Annotated in this window: 27 protein-coding genes and 1 tRNA gene; 11 read left to right on the top strand and 17 right to left on the bottom strand. The window is 40.2% G+C overall.

Annotated elements, in window-relative coordinates:
* Positions 1–3: 3 nt before the first annotated feature.
* A complete protein-coding gene (locus tag SP60_RS01565; protein ID WP_053950970.1) occupies positions 4–429 on the bottom strand; it encodes a hypothetical protein in 426 nt (141 codons plus the stop codon).
* Positions 430–462: 33 nt separating this feature from the next.
* Here SP60_RS01565 and SP60_RS01570 point away from each other — a divergent pair, with 33 nt between their 5' ends.
* Positions 463–1044 (top strand): malonic semialdehyde reductase, encoded by a 582-nt coding sequence (locus SP60_RS01570; RefSeq protein ID WP_053950971.1) that lies wholly within the window; start codon positions 463–465, stop codon positions 1042–1044.
* A gap of 167 nt (positions 1045–1211) precedes the next feature.
* On the opposite strand, the gene SP60_RS01575 is transcribed toward SP60_RS01570, so the two are convergent.
* From SP60_RS01575 to kdsA, 13 genes are all read right to left on the bottom strand, one after another.
* Positions 1212–1442 (bottom strand): lipocalin/fatty acid-binding family protein, encoded by a 231-nt coding sequence (locus SP60_RS01575; protein ID WP_053950972.1) that lies wholly within the window; start codon positions 1440–1442, stop codon positions 1212–1214.
* Between the two features lie 39 nt (positions 1443–1481).
* Positions 1482–2564: an acetolactate decarboxylase gene (locus SP60_RS01580; protein ID WP_053950973.1), complete on the bottom strand. Its 1083-nt coding sequence runs from the start codon at positions 2562–2564 to the stop codon at positions 1482–1484.
* A 15-nt stretch (positions 2565–2579) separates the two neighbouring features.
* On the bottom strand, positions 2580–3491 hold the full coding sequence (locus tag SP60_RS01585; protein WP_053950974.1) for an MBL fold metallo-hydrolase: 912 nt from the start codon (positions 3489–3491) through the stop codon (positions 2580–2582).
* A gap of 1 nt (position 3492) precedes the next feature.
* Positions 3493–4113, bottom strand: coding sequence for a DUF4395 domain-containing protein (locus SP60_RS01590; RefSeq protein ID WP_053950975.1), 621 nt, complete (start codon positions 4111–4113; stop codon positions 3493–3495).
* 67 nt (positions 4114–4180) lie between these two features.
* Positions 4181–5365 (bottom strand): BaiN/RdsA family NAD(P)/FAD-dependent oxidoreductase, encoded by a 1185-nt coding sequence (locus SP60_RS01595; RefSeq protein ID WP_053950976.1) that lies wholly within the window; start codon positions 5363–5365, stop codon positions 4181–4183.
* The gene (locus SP60_RS01600; RefSeq protein ID WP_053950977.1) at positions 5362–6606 is read right to left on the bottom strand and encodes a TlpA disulfide reductase family protein; all 1245 of its coding nucleotides are present in this window, start codon (positions 6604–6606) and stop codon (positions 5362–5364) included. The genes SP60_RS01595 and SP60_RS01600 overlap by 4 nt, the downstream gene beginning before the upstream one ends.
* A complete protein-coding gene (locus SP60_RS01605) occupies positions 6603–6857 on the bottom strand; it encodes a hypothetical protein (protein WP_199401938.1) in 255 nt (84 codons plus the stop codon). Before SP60_RS01605 ends, SP60_RS01600 begins: the two co-directional genes overlap by 4 nt.
* Positions 6850–7056 (bottom strand): hypothetical protein, encoded by a 207-nt coding sequence (locus SP60_RS08365; RefSeq protein ID WP_158403306.1) that lies wholly within the window; start codon positions 7054–7056, stop codon positions 6850–6852. The genes SP60_RS01605 and SP60_RS08365 overlap by 8 nt, the downstream gene beginning before the upstream one ends.
* The gene (locus SP60_RS01610; protein WP_053950978.1) at positions 7029–7733 is read right to left on the bottom strand and encodes an MBL fold metallo-hydrolase; all 705 of its coding nucleotides are present in this window, start codon (positions 7731–7733) and stop codon (positions 7029–7031) included. Before SP60_RS01610 ends, SP60_RS08365 begins: the two co-directional genes overlap by 28 nt.
* Complete coding sequence (locus SP60_RS01615; protein WP_053950979.1) at positions 7730–8029, bottom strand: YciI family protein; 300 nt, start codon at positions 8027–8029, stop codon at positions 7730–7732. Before SP60_RS01615 ends, SP60_RS01610 begins: the two co-directional genes overlap by 4 nt.
* A gap of 11 nt (positions 8030–8040) precedes the next feature.
* Entirely contained in the window at positions 8041–8772 is a 732-nt protein-coding gene (dapB, locus tag SP60_RS01620) for a 4-hydroxy-tetrahydrodipicolinate reductase (protein ID WP_053950980.1), read from the bottom strand.
* A gap of 37 nt (positions 8773–8809) precedes the next feature.
* The gene (locus tag SP60_RS01625) at positions 8810–9640 is read right to left on the bottom strand and encodes a DNA ligase (protein ID WP_053950981.1); all 831 of its coding nucleotides are present in this window, start codon (positions 9638–9640) and stop codon (positions 8810–8812) included.
* Between the two features lie 6 nt (positions 9641–9646).
* Complete coding sequence (gene kdsA / locus SP60_RS01630; RefSeq protein WP_053950982.1) at positions 9647–10480, bottom strand: 3-deoxy-8-phosphooctulonate synthase; 834 nt, start codon at positions 10478–10480, stop codon at positions 9647–9649.
* 88 nt (positions 10481–10568) lie between these two features.
* On the opposite strand from kdsA, the gene trpC reads away from it, so the two are divergent.
* The 6 genes from trpC to SP60_RS01660 all read left to right on the top strand — a co-directional run bounded on the left by trpC (position 10569) and on the right by SP60_RS01660 (position 13340).
* Positions 10569–11366: an indole-3-glycerol phosphate synthase TrpC gene (trpC, locus tag SP60_RS01635; protein ID WP_053950983.1), complete on the top strand. Its 798-nt coding sequence runs from the start codon at positions 10569–10571 to the stop codon at positions 11364–11366.
* Positions 11363–11776: an OsmC family protein gene (locus tag SP60_RS01640; protein WP_053950984.1), complete on the top strand. Its 414-nt coding sequence runs from the start codon at positions 11363–11365 to the stop codon at positions 11774–11776. The genes trpC and SP60_RS01640 overlap by 4 nt, the downstream gene beginning before the upstream one ends.
* A complete protein-coding gene (locus SP60_RS01645; RefSeq protein ID WP_053950985.1) occupies positions 11769–11990 on the top strand; it encodes a hypothetical protein in 222 nt (73 codons plus the stop codon). The genes SP60_RS01640 and SP60_RS01645 overlap by 8 nt, the downstream gene beginning before the upstream one ends.
* Before the next feature lie 29 nt (positions 11991–12019).
* On the top strand, positions 12020–12403 hold the full coding sequence (locus tag SP60_RS01650) for a hypothetical protein (RefSeq protein WP_053950986.1): 384 nt from the start codon (positions 12020–12022) through the stop codon (positions 12401–12403).
* 43 nt (positions 12404–12446) lie between these two features.
* Positions 12447–12538: transfer RNA gene (locus SP60_RS01655), tRNA-Ser, on the top strand.
* Between the two features lie 22 nt (positions 12539–12560).
* Positions 12561–13340 (top strand): thiazole synthase, encoded by a 780-nt coding sequence (locus tag SP60_RS01660; RefSeq protein ID WP_053950987.1) that lies wholly within the window; start codon positions 12561–12563, stop codon positions 13338–13340.
* Here the strand turns inward: SP60_RS01660 and SP60_RS01665 are convergent.
* Complete coding sequence (locus SP60_RS01665; RefSeq protein ID WP_053950988.1) at positions 13332–13670, bottom strand: DUF6172 family protein; 339 nt, start codon at positions 13668–13670, stop codon at positions 13332–13334. The two genes, SP60_RS01660 and SP60_RS01665, sit on opposite strands and share 9 nt — an antisense overlap.
* A 65-nt stretch (positions 13671–13735) precedes the next feature.
* Positions 13736–14953, bottom strand: coding sequence for a tryptophan synthase subunit beta (trpB, locus tag SP60_RS01670; protein WP_053950989.1), 1218 nt, complete (start codon positions 14951–14953; stop codon positions 13736–13738).
* A gap of 128 nt (positions 14954–15081) precedes the next feature.
* Here trpB and SP60_RS01675 point away from each other — a divergent pair, with 128 nt between their 5' ends.
* The 3 genes from SP60_RS01675 to SP60_RS01685 are packed head-to-tail and all read left to right on the top strand — an operon-like array spanning position 15082 to position 17469.
* The gene (locus SP60_RS01675; RefSeq protein ID WP_053950990.1) at positions 15082–16191 is read left to right on the top strand and encodes an aminotransferase class I/II-fold pyridoxal phosphate-dependent enzyme; all 1110 of its coding nucleotides are present in this window, start codon (positions 15082–15084) and stop codon (positions 16189–16191) included.
* Positions 16178–16876, top strand: coding sequence for an alpha/beta fold hydrolase (locus SP60_RS01680; protein WP_053950991.1), 699 nt, complete (start codon positions 16178–16180; stop codon positions 16874–16876). The genes SP60_RS01675 and SP60_RS01680 overlap by 14 nt, the downstream gene beginning before the upstream one ends.
* Positions 16873–17469: a DUF2238 domain-containing protein gene (locus tag SP60_RS01685; protein WP_053950992.1), complete on the top strand. Its 597-nt coding sequence runs from the start codon at positions 16873–16875 to the stop codon at positions 17467–17469. The genes SP60_RS01680 and SP60_RS01685 overlap by 4 nt, the downstream gene beginning before the upstream one ends.
* Here SP60_RS01685 and SP60_RS01690 read toward each other — a convergent pair.
* Positions 17436–18044 (bottom strand): hypothetical protein, encoded by a 609-nt coding sequence (locus tag SP60_RS01690; RefSeq protein WP_053950993.1) that lies wholly within the window; start codon positions 18042–18044, stop codon positions 17436–17438. The two genes, SP60_RS01685 and SP60_RS01690, sit on opposite strands and share 34 nt — an antisense overlap.
* 124 nt (positions 18045–18168) lie before the next feature.
* Between SP60_RS01690 and purE the strand changes: the two genes are divergently transcribed.
* Complete coding sequence (gene purE / locus SP60_RS01695; protein ID WP_053950994.1) at positions 18169–18657, top strand: 5-(carboxyamino)imidazole ribonucleotide mutase; 489 nt, start codon at positions 18169–18171, stop codon at positions 18655–18657.
* Position 18658: the final 1 nt, after the last annotated feature.

The raw sequence follows: 18658 nt of genomic DNA on the forward strand, positions 1-18658 counted from the left end.
TTTCTACTCCGGTTTGTTGTGACAAAAATGCCCACTATCGGGCTCTTCGACACTTCTTGCAATATTTTCTATAAAAGCTTGCAATTCGTCAAATTCTAACACAGTTAGGATGCGCGTAACAATCTCAGGCGAAACTCTAAGCGTACAGATTGATCCATCTTTGAGTTTAACCTCCATACCAGCCGCATTCATTAGTAGACCATCACCCTCTTGTTCGAGTATTTTCTCCAGCTCGTCTTGCAGATTGTCATACAAATTTTGTAATGTATCTAGCACATCATCCTGTGTATCGTCTGCAATCGAGACAATTTCCCCCTGCACAGAGCCAAAACTTTCATCATCTTTACATTTAAATACTATTCCCACCTTTGTTAAATGGTCTTTAAATTTGGCCGAGAGAGTGGTGTCGAAAAATATATAATCTAGCATAGTAATTTTTTATTTATTGTTAAGGATATTTTAATGCTAGACCAGAATGCACTAGACACTTTATTTATTAATGCCAGAAGTCACAATGGCTGGTTAGACTCAGATGTATCTAATGAGCAAATTAACCAAATCTATGAGTTAATGAAATATGGCCCAACAGCCGCTAACAACTCACCTGCTCGTATTACCTTTGTTAAATCAGCCGCAGCCAAACAAAAGCTTAAAGCTCATCTTGATGAAGGCAATGTAGATAAAGCCATGGCCGCACCTGTTATCGCTATTATTAGCTATGATATTGAATTTTATGAAAAATTACCCTTCTTATTCCCTCACGCTGATGCTCGTAGCTGGTACGCTGGCAATGATGCAAAGATCAAATCTGCCGGTGAAATGAATGCTACCTTACAAGGTGCATATTTTATGATGGCTGCTCGCTCAGTTGGTCTTGATTGTGGCCCTATGGGTGGCTTTAATAGCGACACTCTGGATAAAGAATTCTTTGCAGATGGCAAAACAAAATCAATATTTTTATGCGCCATTGGACAGGGGGACAGTAGCAAGATTTTCCCAAGAAGTCCGCGCTTAAGCTTTGACGAGGCCTGCAATATCCTTTAAAAATTTAGCAAATTTTGCTTGCACCCCCTTGCGGGGTGAAAATGACCTGCTTGGCATGCCAAAAACAAACAAAAACCCCTTTAAAACCTTGTTTTAAAGGGGTTTTTAACGTTAATAATACTTAAAACTTCGCCCAATCTAAAAATTTGTCAAATTTTCACAATAGGCTATTTCTCATCATTTTTCTGCTCAATTTCTCTTGCTGGGCAGCCATTATGCAATAGCCATTTATCTTCATGTCCAATGGCTTTTGCAAAAGCAGGGATCTCACACTCTTTCGCTGTTTTTTCCTTAACAATCTCTTTATCTTGAGTGTCATCACTCAAACCAAAAACAGCAACTGCACCGAGTGCGATTAGCGCCCATGAAAGGGCAAATAAAGTTCGAATTCCTTTCATTTTTTTCTCCTTACAATTCTCTTGTTTTTTATTTTACAGTTATTCCACTTTGAACGCAGCATGACACGCTAGACAGTTTCTCATTAATTTTCCTGTAAATTCTGCCAAGTCTGTAATATCATCCACATCATCTAAATCCATTTCTTCTACGTTAATAATTAGTTCTTCAAACATCATGTGAGTTGGGCCACCAATACGCTCAAAAGATACCGGGGTTTTGTCTTTAACCGATTGTGGCGTTGCTCTTGCCATTCTATTACCAGAATAGCTCGCCGCCTTGATAATCATGTCTTTATCTTTTGTAGCAATACCTGTCATAATTTGCTGAATGCTGGTTAACATCTGTCTCATTTCAGCAAGAAACTCAGCTTTTTCTGCTTCATCAAGGCCTAAACTATAGCGCTTATCATGGATTTTTACCATAGGAAGTTTTAACACTACATTCATGCCTGAGTGTATTTCATCAACGTGAGCGCCAATATCATCAATGATTGCATGTAGATGCCAAGACTCGCCAGGGTGCGTATAAGTACCTTGATCATCTGCTGAGTAAAAACCTACAATAGTTGCCGCTTGATGGCCCCTTGTTTCTTTTGTCATGTGGAACATTTTTTCCTTACTGCCATGACCTCCAAACTTTGGATTTTTTCCATTAATCACATGAATCTGTAAATCTTTAAACCTACCTTCTAGCAAAAATGGAAATGGCTTTTTAACGTCTAAACCCATCTCTTTTGCTTTTGAAAGAATGGCTTTAAACAAATCTTCTTTTGCTAAGGGTTTTTTAATCTTAGTGCTTTGCCATTTATCCACACTACTGGTTGCTAGCAATACTGCTTTTTCATGAGGCGGAATGGTATGGATTGAATTACCCATACCATCTTTACCGTAATCAAGATAAATCTTACCATTTAAAACCGTAATTTCACCAGCGCCGTCTTGTATAGCGCCAACTGCGTATGAGTTGTGTTTTGGAATGGCCATTTTTAAACCAACCACACCATCGGTGTTTTTCATATGGATCATTTTTTTATAATGACCATAGCTTTTTACTTCAACTGCTTCAGCGGCGGCAATGCCACTTATAAGCAATGATAATAACAATAAAATAGATTTGTTCATTCCCTTATCCTTTTGTTAATAGTCAAATTCCATTTGCTCAAATACCCATTGGGCATTCTTGCCGGCAATGTCTTGATAGCCTGATAAAAAATGGAAATCACTTTGATCAATCTTACTTGCTTCAAGCATGTCACCATCATTTTCTAAAATATTGATAATTTTATCTTTTAAAAATTTAAGATATTGTTGTGTATTTTTTGTCGCTGTCGATAAATCAGACACCCGGCCATGACCAGGAACAATATGCTTAGGCTGAAAGCTCGCCATTTTTTCAAAAACATCAATCCAGCTTTGTGTATTTTTAGCAGGGCCGATGCCGAGCATTCTATCGTTAAAAACAATATCACCAGCAAACATCACACTTTGACTAGGCATATAAATAAAGATATCGCCCACCGTATGTGCAGCGCCAGCATGATAAAGCTCTAATTTAATGCCGCCAATTTCAATGTTTTTCTGTGTATCAAACACTTCATCTGCAAACACAGGATTAGTGCCGTCTAGGCTCTCACCAATCAAACTGCCCAATCTTGTTAGGTGATAATCAGCTCTGACTTTTTGATCATTTTGAGTTTTCTTCGAAGCAACAATTCTAGCGCCTAATTTTTGGAAATAATCATTACCCAACCAGCGATGATCTTGTCCGCCAGTATTGATCACAATTTTTATGGGTTTGTTTGTTAACGCCTGAACAGCCTGATGAATCTCTTGGGCGCCCAAATAGCTCGCACCTGAATCAATCACTACAACACCTTCATTGGTAATAATAACGCCGTGCGTTGAATTATTGCCAAAATTACTCGCTGAGCGCTGTGTAGTTTCACCCACTAAAGCATAAACATTGTCAGCCACTTTTTTCACTTCAAGTGAAGCGTATGACGCCACTGAGATAATTAACAAACTAAAAAGTAAAATCGATTTTTTCATATCATTCCCCAAAAATTAGAAATTCTATTATGCCACCAAATGCCAAGTAGAGTAGTGCTAATATGGACAAAGTAAATATAGTTTTTTGCACTAAATTTAGGATTTGGATTTTATCTCTACCTCTGCTCAAATCGCAAACCTCTCCAGGGCAATGCTTAACCTTTTCCTTATGAAAGAAGTTGTAAATTTTACAGCCTGCACAAATACCAAATACCGCCTCAAAAAATAATAAACTCAAACATAAAGCACACGTTAGGATGTTAATTGGACCACGAATATCATTAACAACCACCAAATAAAACATAATGGCTGCCAAGCTAAAGCCAATACCCCAGGCCCATCTTTTGGGTGCGGCGTCTGTGTATTCTGGTTTTTGGTTATTCACCATCCAACGCCCAATAACCATCGACGGCGCGTATTTTGGACTTAAAAAAATACGTATAAAAAAATCAAACAAAAATACCAATACTATCAGCTTAGTCGGCTCATTATTACCGGTTAAAAAACCGTTCATAAACGCCATAAAAGCAAGCAAAAAGACAATGCCAGCTGCCGCCCTTACCTCACGTTCATTAAACATAAGCTCGTCATAACCAGCTACTTTTTCACCAAATTTAATCATGATTGCCTAGTTTTTTTTACCCCTTGAATAATCATACACAAATTATAGGGATATGAATGATTTTAAATTAGACTACTTGCCCTGCTGCCCAGCCAGACGACCAGGCCCATTGGAAATTATAACCCCCAAGCCAACCAGTTACGTCAACCGTTTCGCCAATAAAATACAACCCTGACTGCTTGTTTGATTCTAGCGTTTTAGAAGACAGTTCATCGGTATTCACACCACCCGTACACACCTCAGCTGTGCGTAATCCTTCAGTGCCACTAGGCACTAACAGCCAGTGATTTAAACGATAACCAAATGCTTTTAGATCGTGCTGTTTAATTTCACCCAGGGTGATATCGGCCAATGCTTTTGCACTCAAAGTATTGGCCAAGCGCTCAGCCAAGCGCTTTGGAAAAAATTCAGCCAGAATGGTTTTAAGCTCCGCCTTGCCACGTGACTGTTGTTTATTTAGCAAATATTCACTCGCATCTAAATCAGGCAAAAGGTTAATCTCAATAGCATCGCCCTTATTCCAGTAAGAAGATATTTGTAAAATAGCGGGACCACTTAAGCCTCGATGAGTAATCAGCAACGCCTCTCTAAAGCTAGCACCATTACAAGCAACCACTGCATCTAGTGAAAGACCAGAAAGGTCTTTAAAATAGCTATTAATATCATGTTGATGAAAAGTGAGTGGCACCAAGGCCGGCTTAAAGCCGACGAACTTAAGCCCAAATTGTTTGGCAATTTGCAGGCCAAAATCACTGGCACCCATTTTTGGAATACTAGGGCCGCCCGTGGCAATGACGAGTGCTTGCGTTTGAAAATCACCTTGGTTTGTTTGCACAACATAGTCTGATTCAAACGCAACTTGGCTGATATCGCATGCCAACATCATATCAACCTGCTGACACTCATCTAGCAACATTCTAAGCACGGCACCCGATTTTTGATCGCAAAATAATTGCCCCAAGGTTTTTTCTGTCCAACGCAAATGATGGCTTTCCAATAGAGCGATAAAATCCCATTGGGTATAGCGCGATAAAGCGGATTTACAAAAATGAGTGTTGTTTGAAATGTAGGCTTCGGGCTCAATATAGAGATTGGTAAAATTACATTTTCCACCACCAGAAATAAGAATTTTTTTGCCGGCTTTAATAGCCTTATCAAGCACGAGAACTTTACGCCCACGTTGAGACGCTTGAGCAGCGCACATCAATCCTGCAGCACCAGCACCAACAATAATCACGTCGTATTGTTTCAAAAGAGTTTTTCAATGGTTTTAATAATCGCAGGAGAATCCCATTCTAGTGCACCGCGATAAGTGTAGCGAATGATGGCATTTTTATCCAGTATAAAGTTTGACGGATAGGCATACACACCCCAATCTTGGACGGCTTTGCCTTCATCGTCTAGTAGGATGGATAGATCAAATTTTACGCGTTTTTTAAAGTCGCTAATTTCGCGAGCTGACTCGCCCACATTGACTGTAATTATTTCAAAATCTTGTTGTTTTAGTTTGTCACCGAGCCTAACTAAAGAAGGGATTTCTTTAATACAAGGTTTACACCAGCTTGCCCAAAAATTGAGCAAAATGACTTTATCTTTATAATCACTTAGCTTGACTATATTGCCATTTAAATCTTTTAGTTGCAATACAATGTTTTGCTTACCTTTATAAGTCTTGAGCATTGGCTCGCTAAAGTTAAGGCTGGATTTAGTGGATTTGCGTTTTGATAGTGTTTTTGGCGAAAGTGGAGTAACAGTTGAGAGTAAATTAGCTGCTTGGATGTAGATGTTGGCTAAATCTGCTTTTACTTTTAGATCTAGTTTGGTCAGATCTTCCTCATTGCGCATATAAAACCCACCACGAACGCCTTTTAATCGGTGCACAAATACTGAACTGCCGCCCAATTTTAGGGTATTCAAGATTTCTTTAGCACGGAAATATTTAGTGCTGTACTGAGTTAAGATCATATAAATGGGTAAATTACTGACTTTAGCAACATTCACATATTCTGCCTCGGTACCTAATGCAGGTGCGCCTTTGATTAGATGCGGAGAATGGAAAATATGGCCTTTTAGGTAAGCATCATCAGGATGTTTAATTTGCCACTGATACGCAGCTTTGAGGGCGAGCTGGGCGCCTCTACCTGAGCTAACAAAGAATAATTGTTTAAAGCCTTGGTCTTGCGTGAGGCTGATCAACTCTACGAGATCATCTATACTGAATTCGTTGATACTGCTGCGATTCTTTGGCACCATGTAGCTTGTGTGTAAATCAAGTGCCCAAACGTCGTTCCCATCAAAAGCCAGCTGTTGCGCTGTTGGAATGTGGCCTTTGCCAAAACCACGCTCAGATGGAAGGTATAGATACAAGGTGTCGCCATCGGCTTTAAAAGTATCTGCTAGGATTACTTCGCCAGAGCTAAGCTCGATTTCTATTTTGTCATCAGCGATAACGATGGATGATAAAAACAAGATTGTGAGTATAAGCCACTTCATGGATAGTTATACATGTCCAAAATATAGTACAAAGTTACGCCTTCAGATGAGCGAGATGGGCCCAAAACTTTAGCAGCATACAAGTGATTAGCTGTGTCTGATTTTTCTATTGCTTGTTCGAGCGTTTCAACAATGTCGACATTATTTGCAGGCACACGCTCACGCTTGACACGAGGAATACGCACCACCGCATATTGTTCAGTAACCACCTTAATACTCGGATGAGGGTCTAGTGAATAGCCATTAATCATAAATTTCTCTATCAGTTTCAATTGAGGCAAAACCTCCCCATAGAGCAGGCGAGGAATTGCCTCTAGCAGACGCACGCTCACGCTTGACGCGAGGAATGCGCACCACGGCATATTGCTCGGTGACAACCTTAATTTTGGGATGTGGATCTAGCGAGTAACCATTTATCATATCTAATCGGTGATGATCTTTGATCCGCACACTTGGTTTGAAGGCACGGCGACATGAATTTTTGCTGGAAGTGATAGCTTCATTGCGTCAACACGACGAACAAACTCGGCTTGATCAACGCCGCCGCCAATCATTTCATTAAAGGCTTTTTCTTCCCAAATTGAGCTAACTGTTCGCCCACCATAATCATGCGCTGGGTAAACCAGGGTTGCTTCTGGCAAAGTGAATAAATATTGGATGGAGTTATATAGGTTTTCAGCAGAGCCACCTTGGAAATCACAACGCCCGCAGCTTCTGATTAACAATGCATCTCCGGTGAACACTTTATCGTTAATAGCGTAAGACATACAGCCACTGGTGTGGCCTGGGGTAGTCATGGCTTTAATTTTAAATTCGCCAAATTCTAAATACTCACCATCCTTAATTAAGATATCTGCGCAAGCCACAGGACTGGCATCACCCAGAACAATTTGTGCTTGTTTGAACTGATCTTTTAGTGGGCATGAGCTGGTAATATGGTCTGCATGGATATGCGTTTCAATAATGTATTTAAGCGTTAGTCCAAGCTCTTCAATCAGGCCAATATCTCGCTGCTTGGTTTCGCTAACGGCGTCAATAATAACTGCTTCTTTGGTTTTAGAATCAGCTAATAAATACGTATATGTTGAACTTTCTTTTTCAAATAAAGGGCGGAAAATTAAACTCATGGTAATACCTTTTTAAAGGGCTTAACGATCACACTAGCGTAAGCACCTGATGACATGTATGGATCAGCGTCTGCCCAGGCTTGTGCATCTGCCAAGCATTCAAACTCTGCAACAACCAGAGAGCCTGTAAAGCCTGCTTCGCCGGGCTCGTTGTTGTCGATGGCTGGGTGTGGACCTGCTAAGATCAAACGACCTTCGCTTTGTAAAAGCTTTAAGCGCTCAACATGTGCTGGGCGTACTGACATTCTTTTTTCTAATGAATTTTCTACATCTTGTGAAATAACAGCATATAGCATTTAAATTCTCCTTAAATATCTAGTATATCTTGCATCGAATACAGGCCTGCAGGCTTACCTTGTAACCAAGCTGATGCTCGAATAGCACCATTGGCAAATGTCATGCGTGATGAAGCTTTATGGGTGATTTCTACACGCTCGCCTTCCATAAAAAAGCTAACTGTATGCTCGCCCACAACGTCGCCACCTCGAATGGTAGAAAAACCAATGGTTTGACGATCACGAGGTTTCTCGATTCCTTCACGGCCGTACACAGCGCATTTGGATAAATCTCTGCCTAGTGCATTTGCGACTACTTCACCCATTTTAAGTGCGGTGCCAGAAGGTGCATCAACTTTATGGCGATGATGTGCTTCGACAATTTCAATATCAGATTCTTCACCAATGACTTTGGCCGCCATCTCTAGCAATTTAAGCGATAAATTTACGCCCACACTCATGTTGGGTGCAAACACTACGGGGATTTTTGTGCCCGCATCTTTAATCATTTGTAGGCCAGCATCGTCAAAACCTGTTGTACCAATTACCATGGACTTACCTGAAGCAATACAAACAGCTAGATAATCAAGGGTTGCTTCTGGGCGAGTAAAATCAACTAAAACATCAAACTGATCAATCACAGAGTTTAGGTCATCTCCCTTATCTAGGGTAACGCCTAGAGTGGTTTTATCGGACTGCTCAATGGACTGGATAATGGATTGACCCATGCGCCCTGATGCGCCAGCTACTGCAATTTTTATCATGTTTTGGTTACTCTATTAATTAAAAATCAAGCTTAAACTATTCTTGTCTAACCCTTAAATACACTGGATATTTGAAACTACCCTTTTTTGTGAAGCCGTAATATTTGAATGTAATTTTACTACCAATAGCTGGTGGGTTTGATCTGTCTTTATCCTTAAAACCAGAGCCAATTTTCAATTTCTTGCCAGAATCTGTTTGGCACAACACCGATCCCATCATATTTTGGTATTTACCTTTTCCTGGCAAAATTTCTAATATGGTGCATTCGGTATCCAAGTATTGTTTAACCTTAAGCGCTGAGGATAGTCGCCCTGTTTGATATAAAGTGCTTGGGTTGCGCACCACAACCCCCTCGCCTTTGTGACTCGTTACCTCTGTTAGGAAGTTTTGCAGTTGTTGTTTACTTTGAATTTGTGTCTGCTTAAGCACTTTAAGGTGTGGCACAGAATGGCTAAATAAATGACTTTTTAAGACTGACAATCTTTCGAGTAGCCCGCCCTGCTGATTTGGCACTTCAAAAATATTATGGGTGATTAACTTCCAACGATCATCGGCATTTTTAGTACGGACAATTGAGCTGATATTTTCAAAATCGTTACGCTTGGTCCAAAGTTCGCCATCAATAGCAAACGGCGGATAATTTTTAATAAACCATTTCGGTGGCGTGAGTTTCACACCTCCTCGGGTAAGCAGCTCTTTGCCAGTCCAAAAGCCACGAATACCATCTAGTTTTTCACTCATCACCCAACCTACAACATCTTTGCTGTCATCGTAGGTTTTGAGTAAAAATAAATCGGGCTTAGTAGCTAAAGCCACTTGAACAAGCATTAAATAAGCGAAAACTAATTTAATGCTTGTTTTAAACATAGACTTTTATAGCTCGTCTTCTAAAAAGCCATTTTGCTTAGTGATGTTATCAATATCTTGCAAGGTTTTCAGCATGTCTGCCATTCTATGAATAGGAATCATGTTTGGGCCGTCACTCAAGGCATTTTCAGGATCTGGGTGAGTTTCCATGAAAAATCCAGACACACCCACTGCTGCTGCAGCTCTTGCCAAAACAGGTACCATTTCTCTTTGTCCACCCGAGGTTAAGCCGTTACCGCCTGGTTGTTGCACAGAGTGCGTGGCGTCAAATACCACAGGGCGTCCGGTTGAACGCATAGTGGATAGACCGCGCATATCAGACACCAACGTGTTATAGCCAAACGAAGTGCCACGATCACAAATAGTGATTTGCTGATTGCCCACTTCAAAGGCTTTATCTACGACATTTTGCATATCCCACGGCGCCTGGAATTGGCCTTTTTTAATATTAACCGGAATACCTTGTCTGCAAACATTTTGAATAAAATTAGTTTGACGCACCAAAAAAGCCGGTGTTTGCATCATATCAACCACCGAGGCAACCTCATCAAGTGGCGTATCTTCGTGCACATCAGTCAGCACTGGTACGCCAATCTCATCTTTGACTTTTTGCAAAATTCGCAACCCTTCTTCAACGCCCAACCCTCTAAAACTTCCCGTGCTAGAGCGATTAGCCTTATCGTATGAAGATTTGTAAATAAAATTAATACCTAGCGCTTCCGTTACCTCTTTAAGTGTTTGCGCTGTTTCCATAGCAAGCGCTTCAGATTCGATCACACAAGGACCTGCAATCAAGAAAAAAGGCTGATCAATACCGATTTCAAAATCTAATAATTTCATCGTAGTTAAAATGGTTAAGAGTGATAAGGTTAATTATAAGCCAAACAATTCATTTAAAATGCTTAGCATTCGGAAATAAATTTCAATCATGACAAATACACCTGACATCCTCAAAAAAATTATTGCTCGCAAAGAGCAAGAAATTCAAGAAGCTATCAAGCTAATTCCATACGATAAAATGATGGAAACTGCCTATGAAGACCGCACCACGCGTGATTTTTATCAAGCACTCAAAGATAAGGCGGATCTTAAGCAAAACGCTATTATTGCTGAAATAAAAAAAGCTTCTCCCTCAAAAGGCATCTTACGTGAAGATTTTAACGTGGCTGAAATTGCTAAAAGTTATGCTCAACATGGCGCTGCGTGTTTGTCGGTTTTAACTGATAAGGACTTTTTTCAAGGCGACGATAAGTACGTTGCACAAGTAAGATCGGTTGTGACACTGCCCGTCTTGCGCAAGGAATTTATTATTGAACCTTACCAAGTATTTCAATCGCGCGTTTTAGGTGCAGACTGCATTTTGCTAATTGCTGCTTGCTTGGAAGACCAAAGAATGGAAGACTTAGCTATGCTAGCCATTTCTTGCCATATGGATGTTTTGGTTGAGGTTCATAATCTTGAAGAGCTCAAGCGTGTACAGCAACTTCGCCTGCCAATGGTTGGCATTAATAATCGTAACCTGCGCACCTTTGAGGTCACTTTGCAAACCACTATTGACCTACTTGATGCTATTGATGATGACACACTAGTAATCACCGAGAGCGGTATTCTCGGTGCAGAAGATGTCAAACTCATGAAAGAACACAATATTCACTCATTCTTAGTAGGCGAGGCATTTATGCGCCAAGAAAACCCAGGTCAAGCATTAGAGGACATCTTCTCATGAATACCACTGTCAGATGGATTGAAGGTATGATGATGGTAGGTGAGTCAGCCAGTGGGCACGCGATTGTCATGGATGGCCCAGAAGACTTAGGTGGTAAAAATCTAGGTGTTCGACCAATGGAAATGCTACTATTAGGCATGGGCGGCTGCACCACAGTTGATGTTATTTCTACACTTAAAAAAATGCGCGAAGCCGTGCGCGATTGTCGTGTTGAAATCTCAGCTCAGCGCGCTGATGAACATCCTAAAGTTTTTACTAAAATTCACCTGCATTTTATTGTTGAAGGCGAAAACCTCAATGATAAAAAAATAGCCAAAGCCGTTAGCCTGTCCGCTGATAAATACTGCTCTGCTTCTATTATGCTCGGAAAAATGGCTGTCATCACTCATGACTTTACTACCCATGCATAATCACTGGGGCTGGCTTGGAACGCTAACAGGCATTATTGGCGGACTCATGGTTGCGCTTAATTTCGAATATTCTAAGTTTGGTTATATATTCTTTATGGTTTCGGCTGTTAGTTGGCTCATCCAGGGTGCAAAAAATAATGACAAATCTTTGGTATTACTCAATACTGTTTTTGTTTGTGTTAACACATTAGGTCTTTACCGTTGGTTTTCCTAAAATCATACACACTTCAATTAGTCTTATTTTTGACGATCAACATCTTTGCTTTTGCCGAAGAAACTCAAACGCCATTGCCTGATATCACTCAAAGTATTGAAGCTATTAATTATGATATTCTAGATCTTGAAGTAAGTTATAAACTTGATGAAGGCGGCGTTGATGTGCATAACGATATAGCGGACATTAGCAACGAACTGCTTTATCATGAATACCAGCTGGGCACGCCTACAGATGAAAACAGTCAATGGAATGAATCCGAGCAAATGATTTTGGATGCAAAAATCAAACTTCAAGCGTTACAAGAAAAAATCAAACTTGAAGGGGATTGGGGGCAATTACGTTTTCGGGTCATTGACTTTAAAGGAGAAGACCCTGGGCAACTAAAGCTCAGATACAACTACGGTTTTTAAAACTATCCCCTTAAAATAATTAGCGTATAATATTTTTTTTCATGGAGAGTTGGCCGAGTGGCTGAAGGCGCGCCCCTGCTAAGGGTGTAAAGGGTTTATCCCCTTTCGAGGGTTCAAATCCCTCACTCTCCGCCATAATTAATAAACCTTTATCATTATGACTGACACACCCTTAGTAATCGCCGGAAAAACATATAATTCTCGCTTACTGGTTGGCTCAGGTAAATATAAAGATTTAGCTGAAACAAAACTCGCAACAGATGCGGCTGAGGCCAATATCATTACTGTTGCTATTCGTCGAACTAACATCGGCCAGGACGCAAACGAGCCTAGCTTATTAGATGTTATTTCTCCTGATACTTACACAATTTTGCCTAATACAGCAGGCTGCTACACTGCTAAAGATGCTGTGCGCACTTGCCAACTAGCACGTGAATTATTGGGCGGACATAATTTGGTTAAGCTTGAAGTATTGGGTGATGAAAAAACCTTATATCCAAATATTGTAGAAACACTGGCTGCTGCCAAAACCTTGGTTAACGACGGCTTTGATGTCATGGTTTACACCAGTGACGATCCAATCGTTGCTAAAGAACTCGAGAATATTGGCTGTGTTGCTGTGATGCCTCTGGCCTCACTGATTGGCTCCGGCCAAGGCATTGCCAATCCTGCTAATATCAAGCTCATCAAAGAGCAAGCGAGTGTGCCAGTGCTGGTTGATGCGGGTATTGGCTGTGCATCGGACGCCGCTAAAGCCATGGAGCTGGGTTGTGATGGCGTGTTGATGAATTCAGCAATCGCTAATGCACAAGATCCAGTTTTAATGGCTAGTGCGATGAAACACGCTGTTATTGCAGGTCGTGAGTCTTTCTTAGCAGGAAGAATGATGAAAAAGGCTTTTGCCTCAGCTTCATCACCAATGGAAAACTTAATCTAAAAAGTTTTCTTCTTGCTCTTCTGATTTTTCTAGTTTTTCTTCTACCGGCTTTTTAGTTCTTTTAGCAGGTTTTGATAATACCTCTAGAAAAAATTCATCCAAGCCTTCAACGTCCGCTTCTGAAATAACCTTATTAATTTCAGAGACGTGAATAACATCAGATGAAGCTTCAGTAGCGCCGAAACGACAATCAAAATCCCAAAAATCTACGTCTTCAGGGAGTTTTTTATTACGCTCACGCTTAATGTATTTTTTAAGCTCATGCTTAATGGCATCAGCAACTCTTGCTCTTTTCTTTTTTGGATGTTCAAAACTAAATGTTTTTTTCATGGTAATTTTGGATTAATAATTAATGCGTCAAATTATACGCACTAATCATGAGCACTCGAAAAAACCTAGAATTTAGCGTTAGGAATTGGGTGGTTATCCACCACAAAATCAATATCCTTATCGCCTCTACCACTTAAGTTCACCAAAATAGTTTGATCTTTATCCATGGTTTTAGCAATCTTCATGGCGTAAGCCACAGCGTGAGCAGACTCCAAGGCTGGAATAATACCTTCAAGTTGAGATAGTGCGTAAAAAGCATTAACCGCTTCTTTATCATCACACAAACCAACTGTAGTTCTGCCTGTTTCGTTCAAATAAGCCTGTTCTGGTCCTACTGATGGATAGTCAATCCCTGAGCCAATCGAATAAACAGGTGCTGGTTCACCGTCTTTGTCTTTTAGCATAATCGAATTAAACCCGTGCATAACTCCCTCTTCACCATAGGTTAAACTAGCAGCATGATCTCCCAGTTTGCTTCCTCGACCTAGTGGCTCAACACCGACCAAACCAACTTCTTTGTCATCGATAAATCCGGCAAAAATACCCATGGCATTTGACCCGCCACCCACACAAGCTACCACACTATCTGGCAGTTTATTCTCATGCTCTTTAAATTGCTCTTTTGCCTCAAAGCCTACGACCGATTGAAAATCTCTCACCATCATCGGGAAAGGATGTGGGCCAACCACAGAGCCAATACAATAAATAGCCTCTTCGTATTCTTGTATGTATGCGCCAAATGCTGAATCTACTGCCTCTTTTAAGGTTTTTAATCCGTCTGTTACTGTTACCACTTTGGCGCCTAAAATTTTCATTCTAACAACATTAGGATGCTCTTTTTCAACATCAACTTCACCCATGTGTATTTCACACTCCAGCCCAAAATAAGCTGCTGCTGTCGCAAGTGCCACGCCGTGCTGGCCTGCACCCGTTTCGGCAATCACTTTCTTTTTGCCTAAATGTTTTGCCAAGATAACTTCGGCCATGCAGTGATTAAGCTTATGTGCACCGGTATGGTTTAAATCTTCTCGCTTCAAATAAATCTTTGCACCACCACAATGCTCGGTTAAATTTTTTGCAAATGAAATGGGCGTTGGACGTCCTTGAAAATGTTTGCGTACATATTTTAATTCTTCAATAAATTCAGGAGAATTCTTGATATCGTTATAAGCTTTAGTAATCTCTGCAAAGGGAACTTCCAGCATCGGTGGAATGAATGAGCCGCCAAATTTGCCAAAAAAACCGTTTTCATCTGGGTGTGCATCTAGGTAAGAATCAGACATATATCACTCTCTTAAATTAACCAATAAAGCCTAAATAATACCCATAATATATATACCCATAAAAGGAATTATTTTAATTCTTAATTTTTCTCAAAAAATCAACGTTTATTAGCATTAAAATAACGATCATGGATTTTTCAAAAAAATTATCAGACTTAAAATCAAACCATCTGTATCGCACCAGAAAACTATCTACAACAGCACAAGGCGCGCAGATGGTTATCAATGGAAAATCACTGATTAATTTTTGCTCGAATGATTACTTATCTCTTGCCAATCACGCCCAAGTTAAAGAAGCCTTAAAAAAGGGGGTTGATCAATATGGCGTAGGCTCGGGATCGTCACACTTAGTTAGTGGCCATTCATCAGCTCATCATGATTTGGAAGAGGCTTTGGCTGAGTACACTGGGCAAGATCGCGGGCTATTATTTTCAACGGGCTATAGCGCAAATATTGGTGTTTTCTCCGCACTCAAAGATGAGCTTGATTGGGTCTTGCAAGATAAGCTTAATCACGCTTCTCTAATTGATGGTAATCAGCTAATTGGCTTGCCAATTCAGCGCTATTTGCATAATGATATAGCCTCTCTTGAAAAAAAATTAGAAAAACAAACGGGATCAGGCATGATTGTGACTGACACTGTGTTTAGCATGGATGGTGATCAGGCTAATATCACTGATTTGCAAAAAATCGCAAATTTTTCTAATGCAATTTTGATGCAAGATGATGCACACGGTTTTGGTATTTTTGAAGCCAATATTCCCAAAAATTCAATCTATATGGCCACTTTGGGCAAGGCAGCAGGCACAATGGGGGCTTTTGTGGCTGGAAATGATGATTTTATCGAGTTTTTGATCCAAAAATCCCGTCCTTATGTTTATACCACAGCGATGTCACCTGCAATTTGTGTCGCCACTCTAAAAAGCTTGGAACTCATTAAAAATGGCGAGCAAAAAGCTAAATTATTAGCTAATATTGATTTTTTCCGAAATTTTTCAAACGCACTTAGCTTGCCGATTGATCCTTCTAGCTCAGCCATCCAGCCACTGATCATTGGTGATAGTGAAAAAGCACTAAAGATTAGTCAAGCGCTGTTCGAAAAAGGCTTTTATGTAGGTGCCATTCGCCCACCTACTGTACCGAAAAACACCGCACGCTTAAGAATAACACTCAGCGCTGATCACACTCAAACGCAAATTGAACACCTGCTAACCCAGATTAAACATGCTTTACAGTAATACAATAGGCACAGGGAAAGACTTAGTTTTACTGCACGGCTGGGGGTTTAATTCTGAGCTATTTAATGAGCTGGTTGCGCGTTATAAAAGCCAATATCGAATCACCGTGATTGATCTTCCTGGACACGGCAGAAGCTCAGAAGTTGTGGGCGGGCTAGACGAATGGTGTAATGAAATTATTAAAATACTGCCGAATAATCCTATTTTACTGGGCTGGTCATTGGGTGGCTTGTTAGCGATCAACATTGCCACAAAAATCAGAATATCGCAACTAATTTTGCTCGCTTCTAGTCCTAATTTTGTGCAGAATGAGCACTGGCAATTTGGCATCGACGCCGATAATTTTAGGCAATTTTCTGATACGCTACAGCTCAACCCATCTAAAGGCTTAAAGCGTTTTGTGAGCTTACAAACTCAAGACAAAACTCAAATAAAAAACCTTAGCCGATCGATTGACGCCTTGCCTGCCTCAACCACTGCACTCAACCAAGGTCTAGAGATATTACTCAATACCGACTTAACCCAGCAGTTTCTAGCTCTAAGCATTGATAAAAGCATTATTTTAGGTGAAAAAGATACTTTAGTGCCTAGTACAATCGCCCATTGGTATCAGCAACAAGGCGTTGATACAACGGTGTTGAACAGCGGACATATTCCATTTTTACACCAGAACTTTACACTATGAATAAAACCAAATCAGTCGCGCCAAAACTATTGATTATTTTTAGTCTATTTTGGGTTGTGCTAGCGGTTAATCCGATTTATAGAGATATTTGGATTGCAGAAAATCTAATCTTAGTGATTAGCTTATATTTTTTAATCACTGGCTACACTAGATTTCATTTTAGCAATACCGCGTATTATTTTATTTTTGCCTTTTGCATATTACAATCAATTGGCGCCTATTATAGCTATGCAGAAGTTCCAATAGGCCATTGGGTCGCACAGACATGGGACTTAAGTCGCAACCATTTTGACCGCTTAGTACACTTTGCTTTCGGCTTTTTAATCATTCTTCCATTTAAAGAAGCGCTCGCCAGATTTGTCACCTTTGCCAATAAAAAAACGCAGTATTTTGTGCTTATTATGCTCTTTATTGGCATTGGCGGATGCTATGAAATTATTGAGTGGTGGTACGCCACTTTGTTTGAACAAGCCACTCAAGATAGTGCTTTTCTAGGTTCTCAAGGTGATGTCTGGGATGCCGAGAAAGATGTTTTGCTGGCGGGTATTGGCGCGTGGCTCTATTTAGTCTTTTTTGATAAATCATCCTCTTGATTGGTATTTTGCTTTGAATCAAGACGACATACATAGCCGTCAGCATCGCCATAATCAACAAAACTCCAATAGCGATCATGTGGGTTTTTCACCTTTCTTGCATGCTTTATAGGGCAAAAATACTGCTCTGTCATAGAGGCTATCTCACCCACATAACTCAACAAACCATTTGCATAACCACAATACATACAGCCGATTTTTTCAATAGTATTGAGATAGCCAAGCTTGTGTCGATCAATCGCAATATAGTCACGTCTTTTAATTTTTTGCACTTTGTAAACTGGAAAACAAATAGCTTGATATAAAGATACAAATAGATCCAATAAAAGCAATGGCACAATCAACACATAAATAAGAGGTGCGGTAATGATAACTAACGGATTAGCATTAAATAAATAGCGAAAACTACCTGTTTTTAGCTTCTTATGCGCTTTAAACAAAACCCTTTCAAAGATAATTCGTTTTTTATTAAATTGATAATTAAATTGTTTTCGCTTGGACTCGACATCTGTTTCTAAGTTTTTCTTAATTTGGTTAAATTGATCAATAAGATCTTGAATGGCTGAATTTGGCATAATTAGTCAACAGTTAAAATAAATAATACTTTAATTTTAACTGACTATATCAGACCCATTACTATCTATATAACTGCTATTTGAGTATAATTTCTAAAAAAAATAACAAACATTGGAGAAAACTATGGGTGCAGTTGTTGGTGTTATCATGGGTTCAAAATCAGATTGGCCAACCATGAAAAACGCAGTAGAAATGCTGGAAGCGTTTGGCGTGGCCCACGAAGTGCAGGTCGTCTCTGCACACCGCACACCTGACTTAATGTTTGAATACGCAGCCACTGCTAGTGATCGCGGCCTCAAAGTGATTATTGCTGGTGCAGGGGGCGCAGCGCACTTACCTGGTATGGTTGCTGCCAAAACCATTGTGCCGGTACTCGGTGTACCAGTTCAGTCACGTGCGCTAAGCGGCCAAGACTCTTTGCTATCTATTGCTCAAATGCCAGGCGGCATTCCAGTAGGCACGCTGGCTATTGGTGAGGCGGGTGCAAAAAATGCGGGTATTTTAGCCGCACAAATTATTGCCAATGAGGATGAGGCTGTTCGAGCCAAAGTGAGTGCATTCAGAGCGAAACAAACTCAAGATGTTTTAGACAATCCAAATCCGGCTGTATAAC

It is taken from the genome of Candidatus Thioglobus autotrophicus, from assembly GCF_001293165.1.
GTDB classification, from domain to species: Bacteria; Pseudomonadota; Gammaproteobacteria; order PS1; family Pseudothioglobaceae; genus Thioglobus_A; species Thioglobus_A autotrophicus.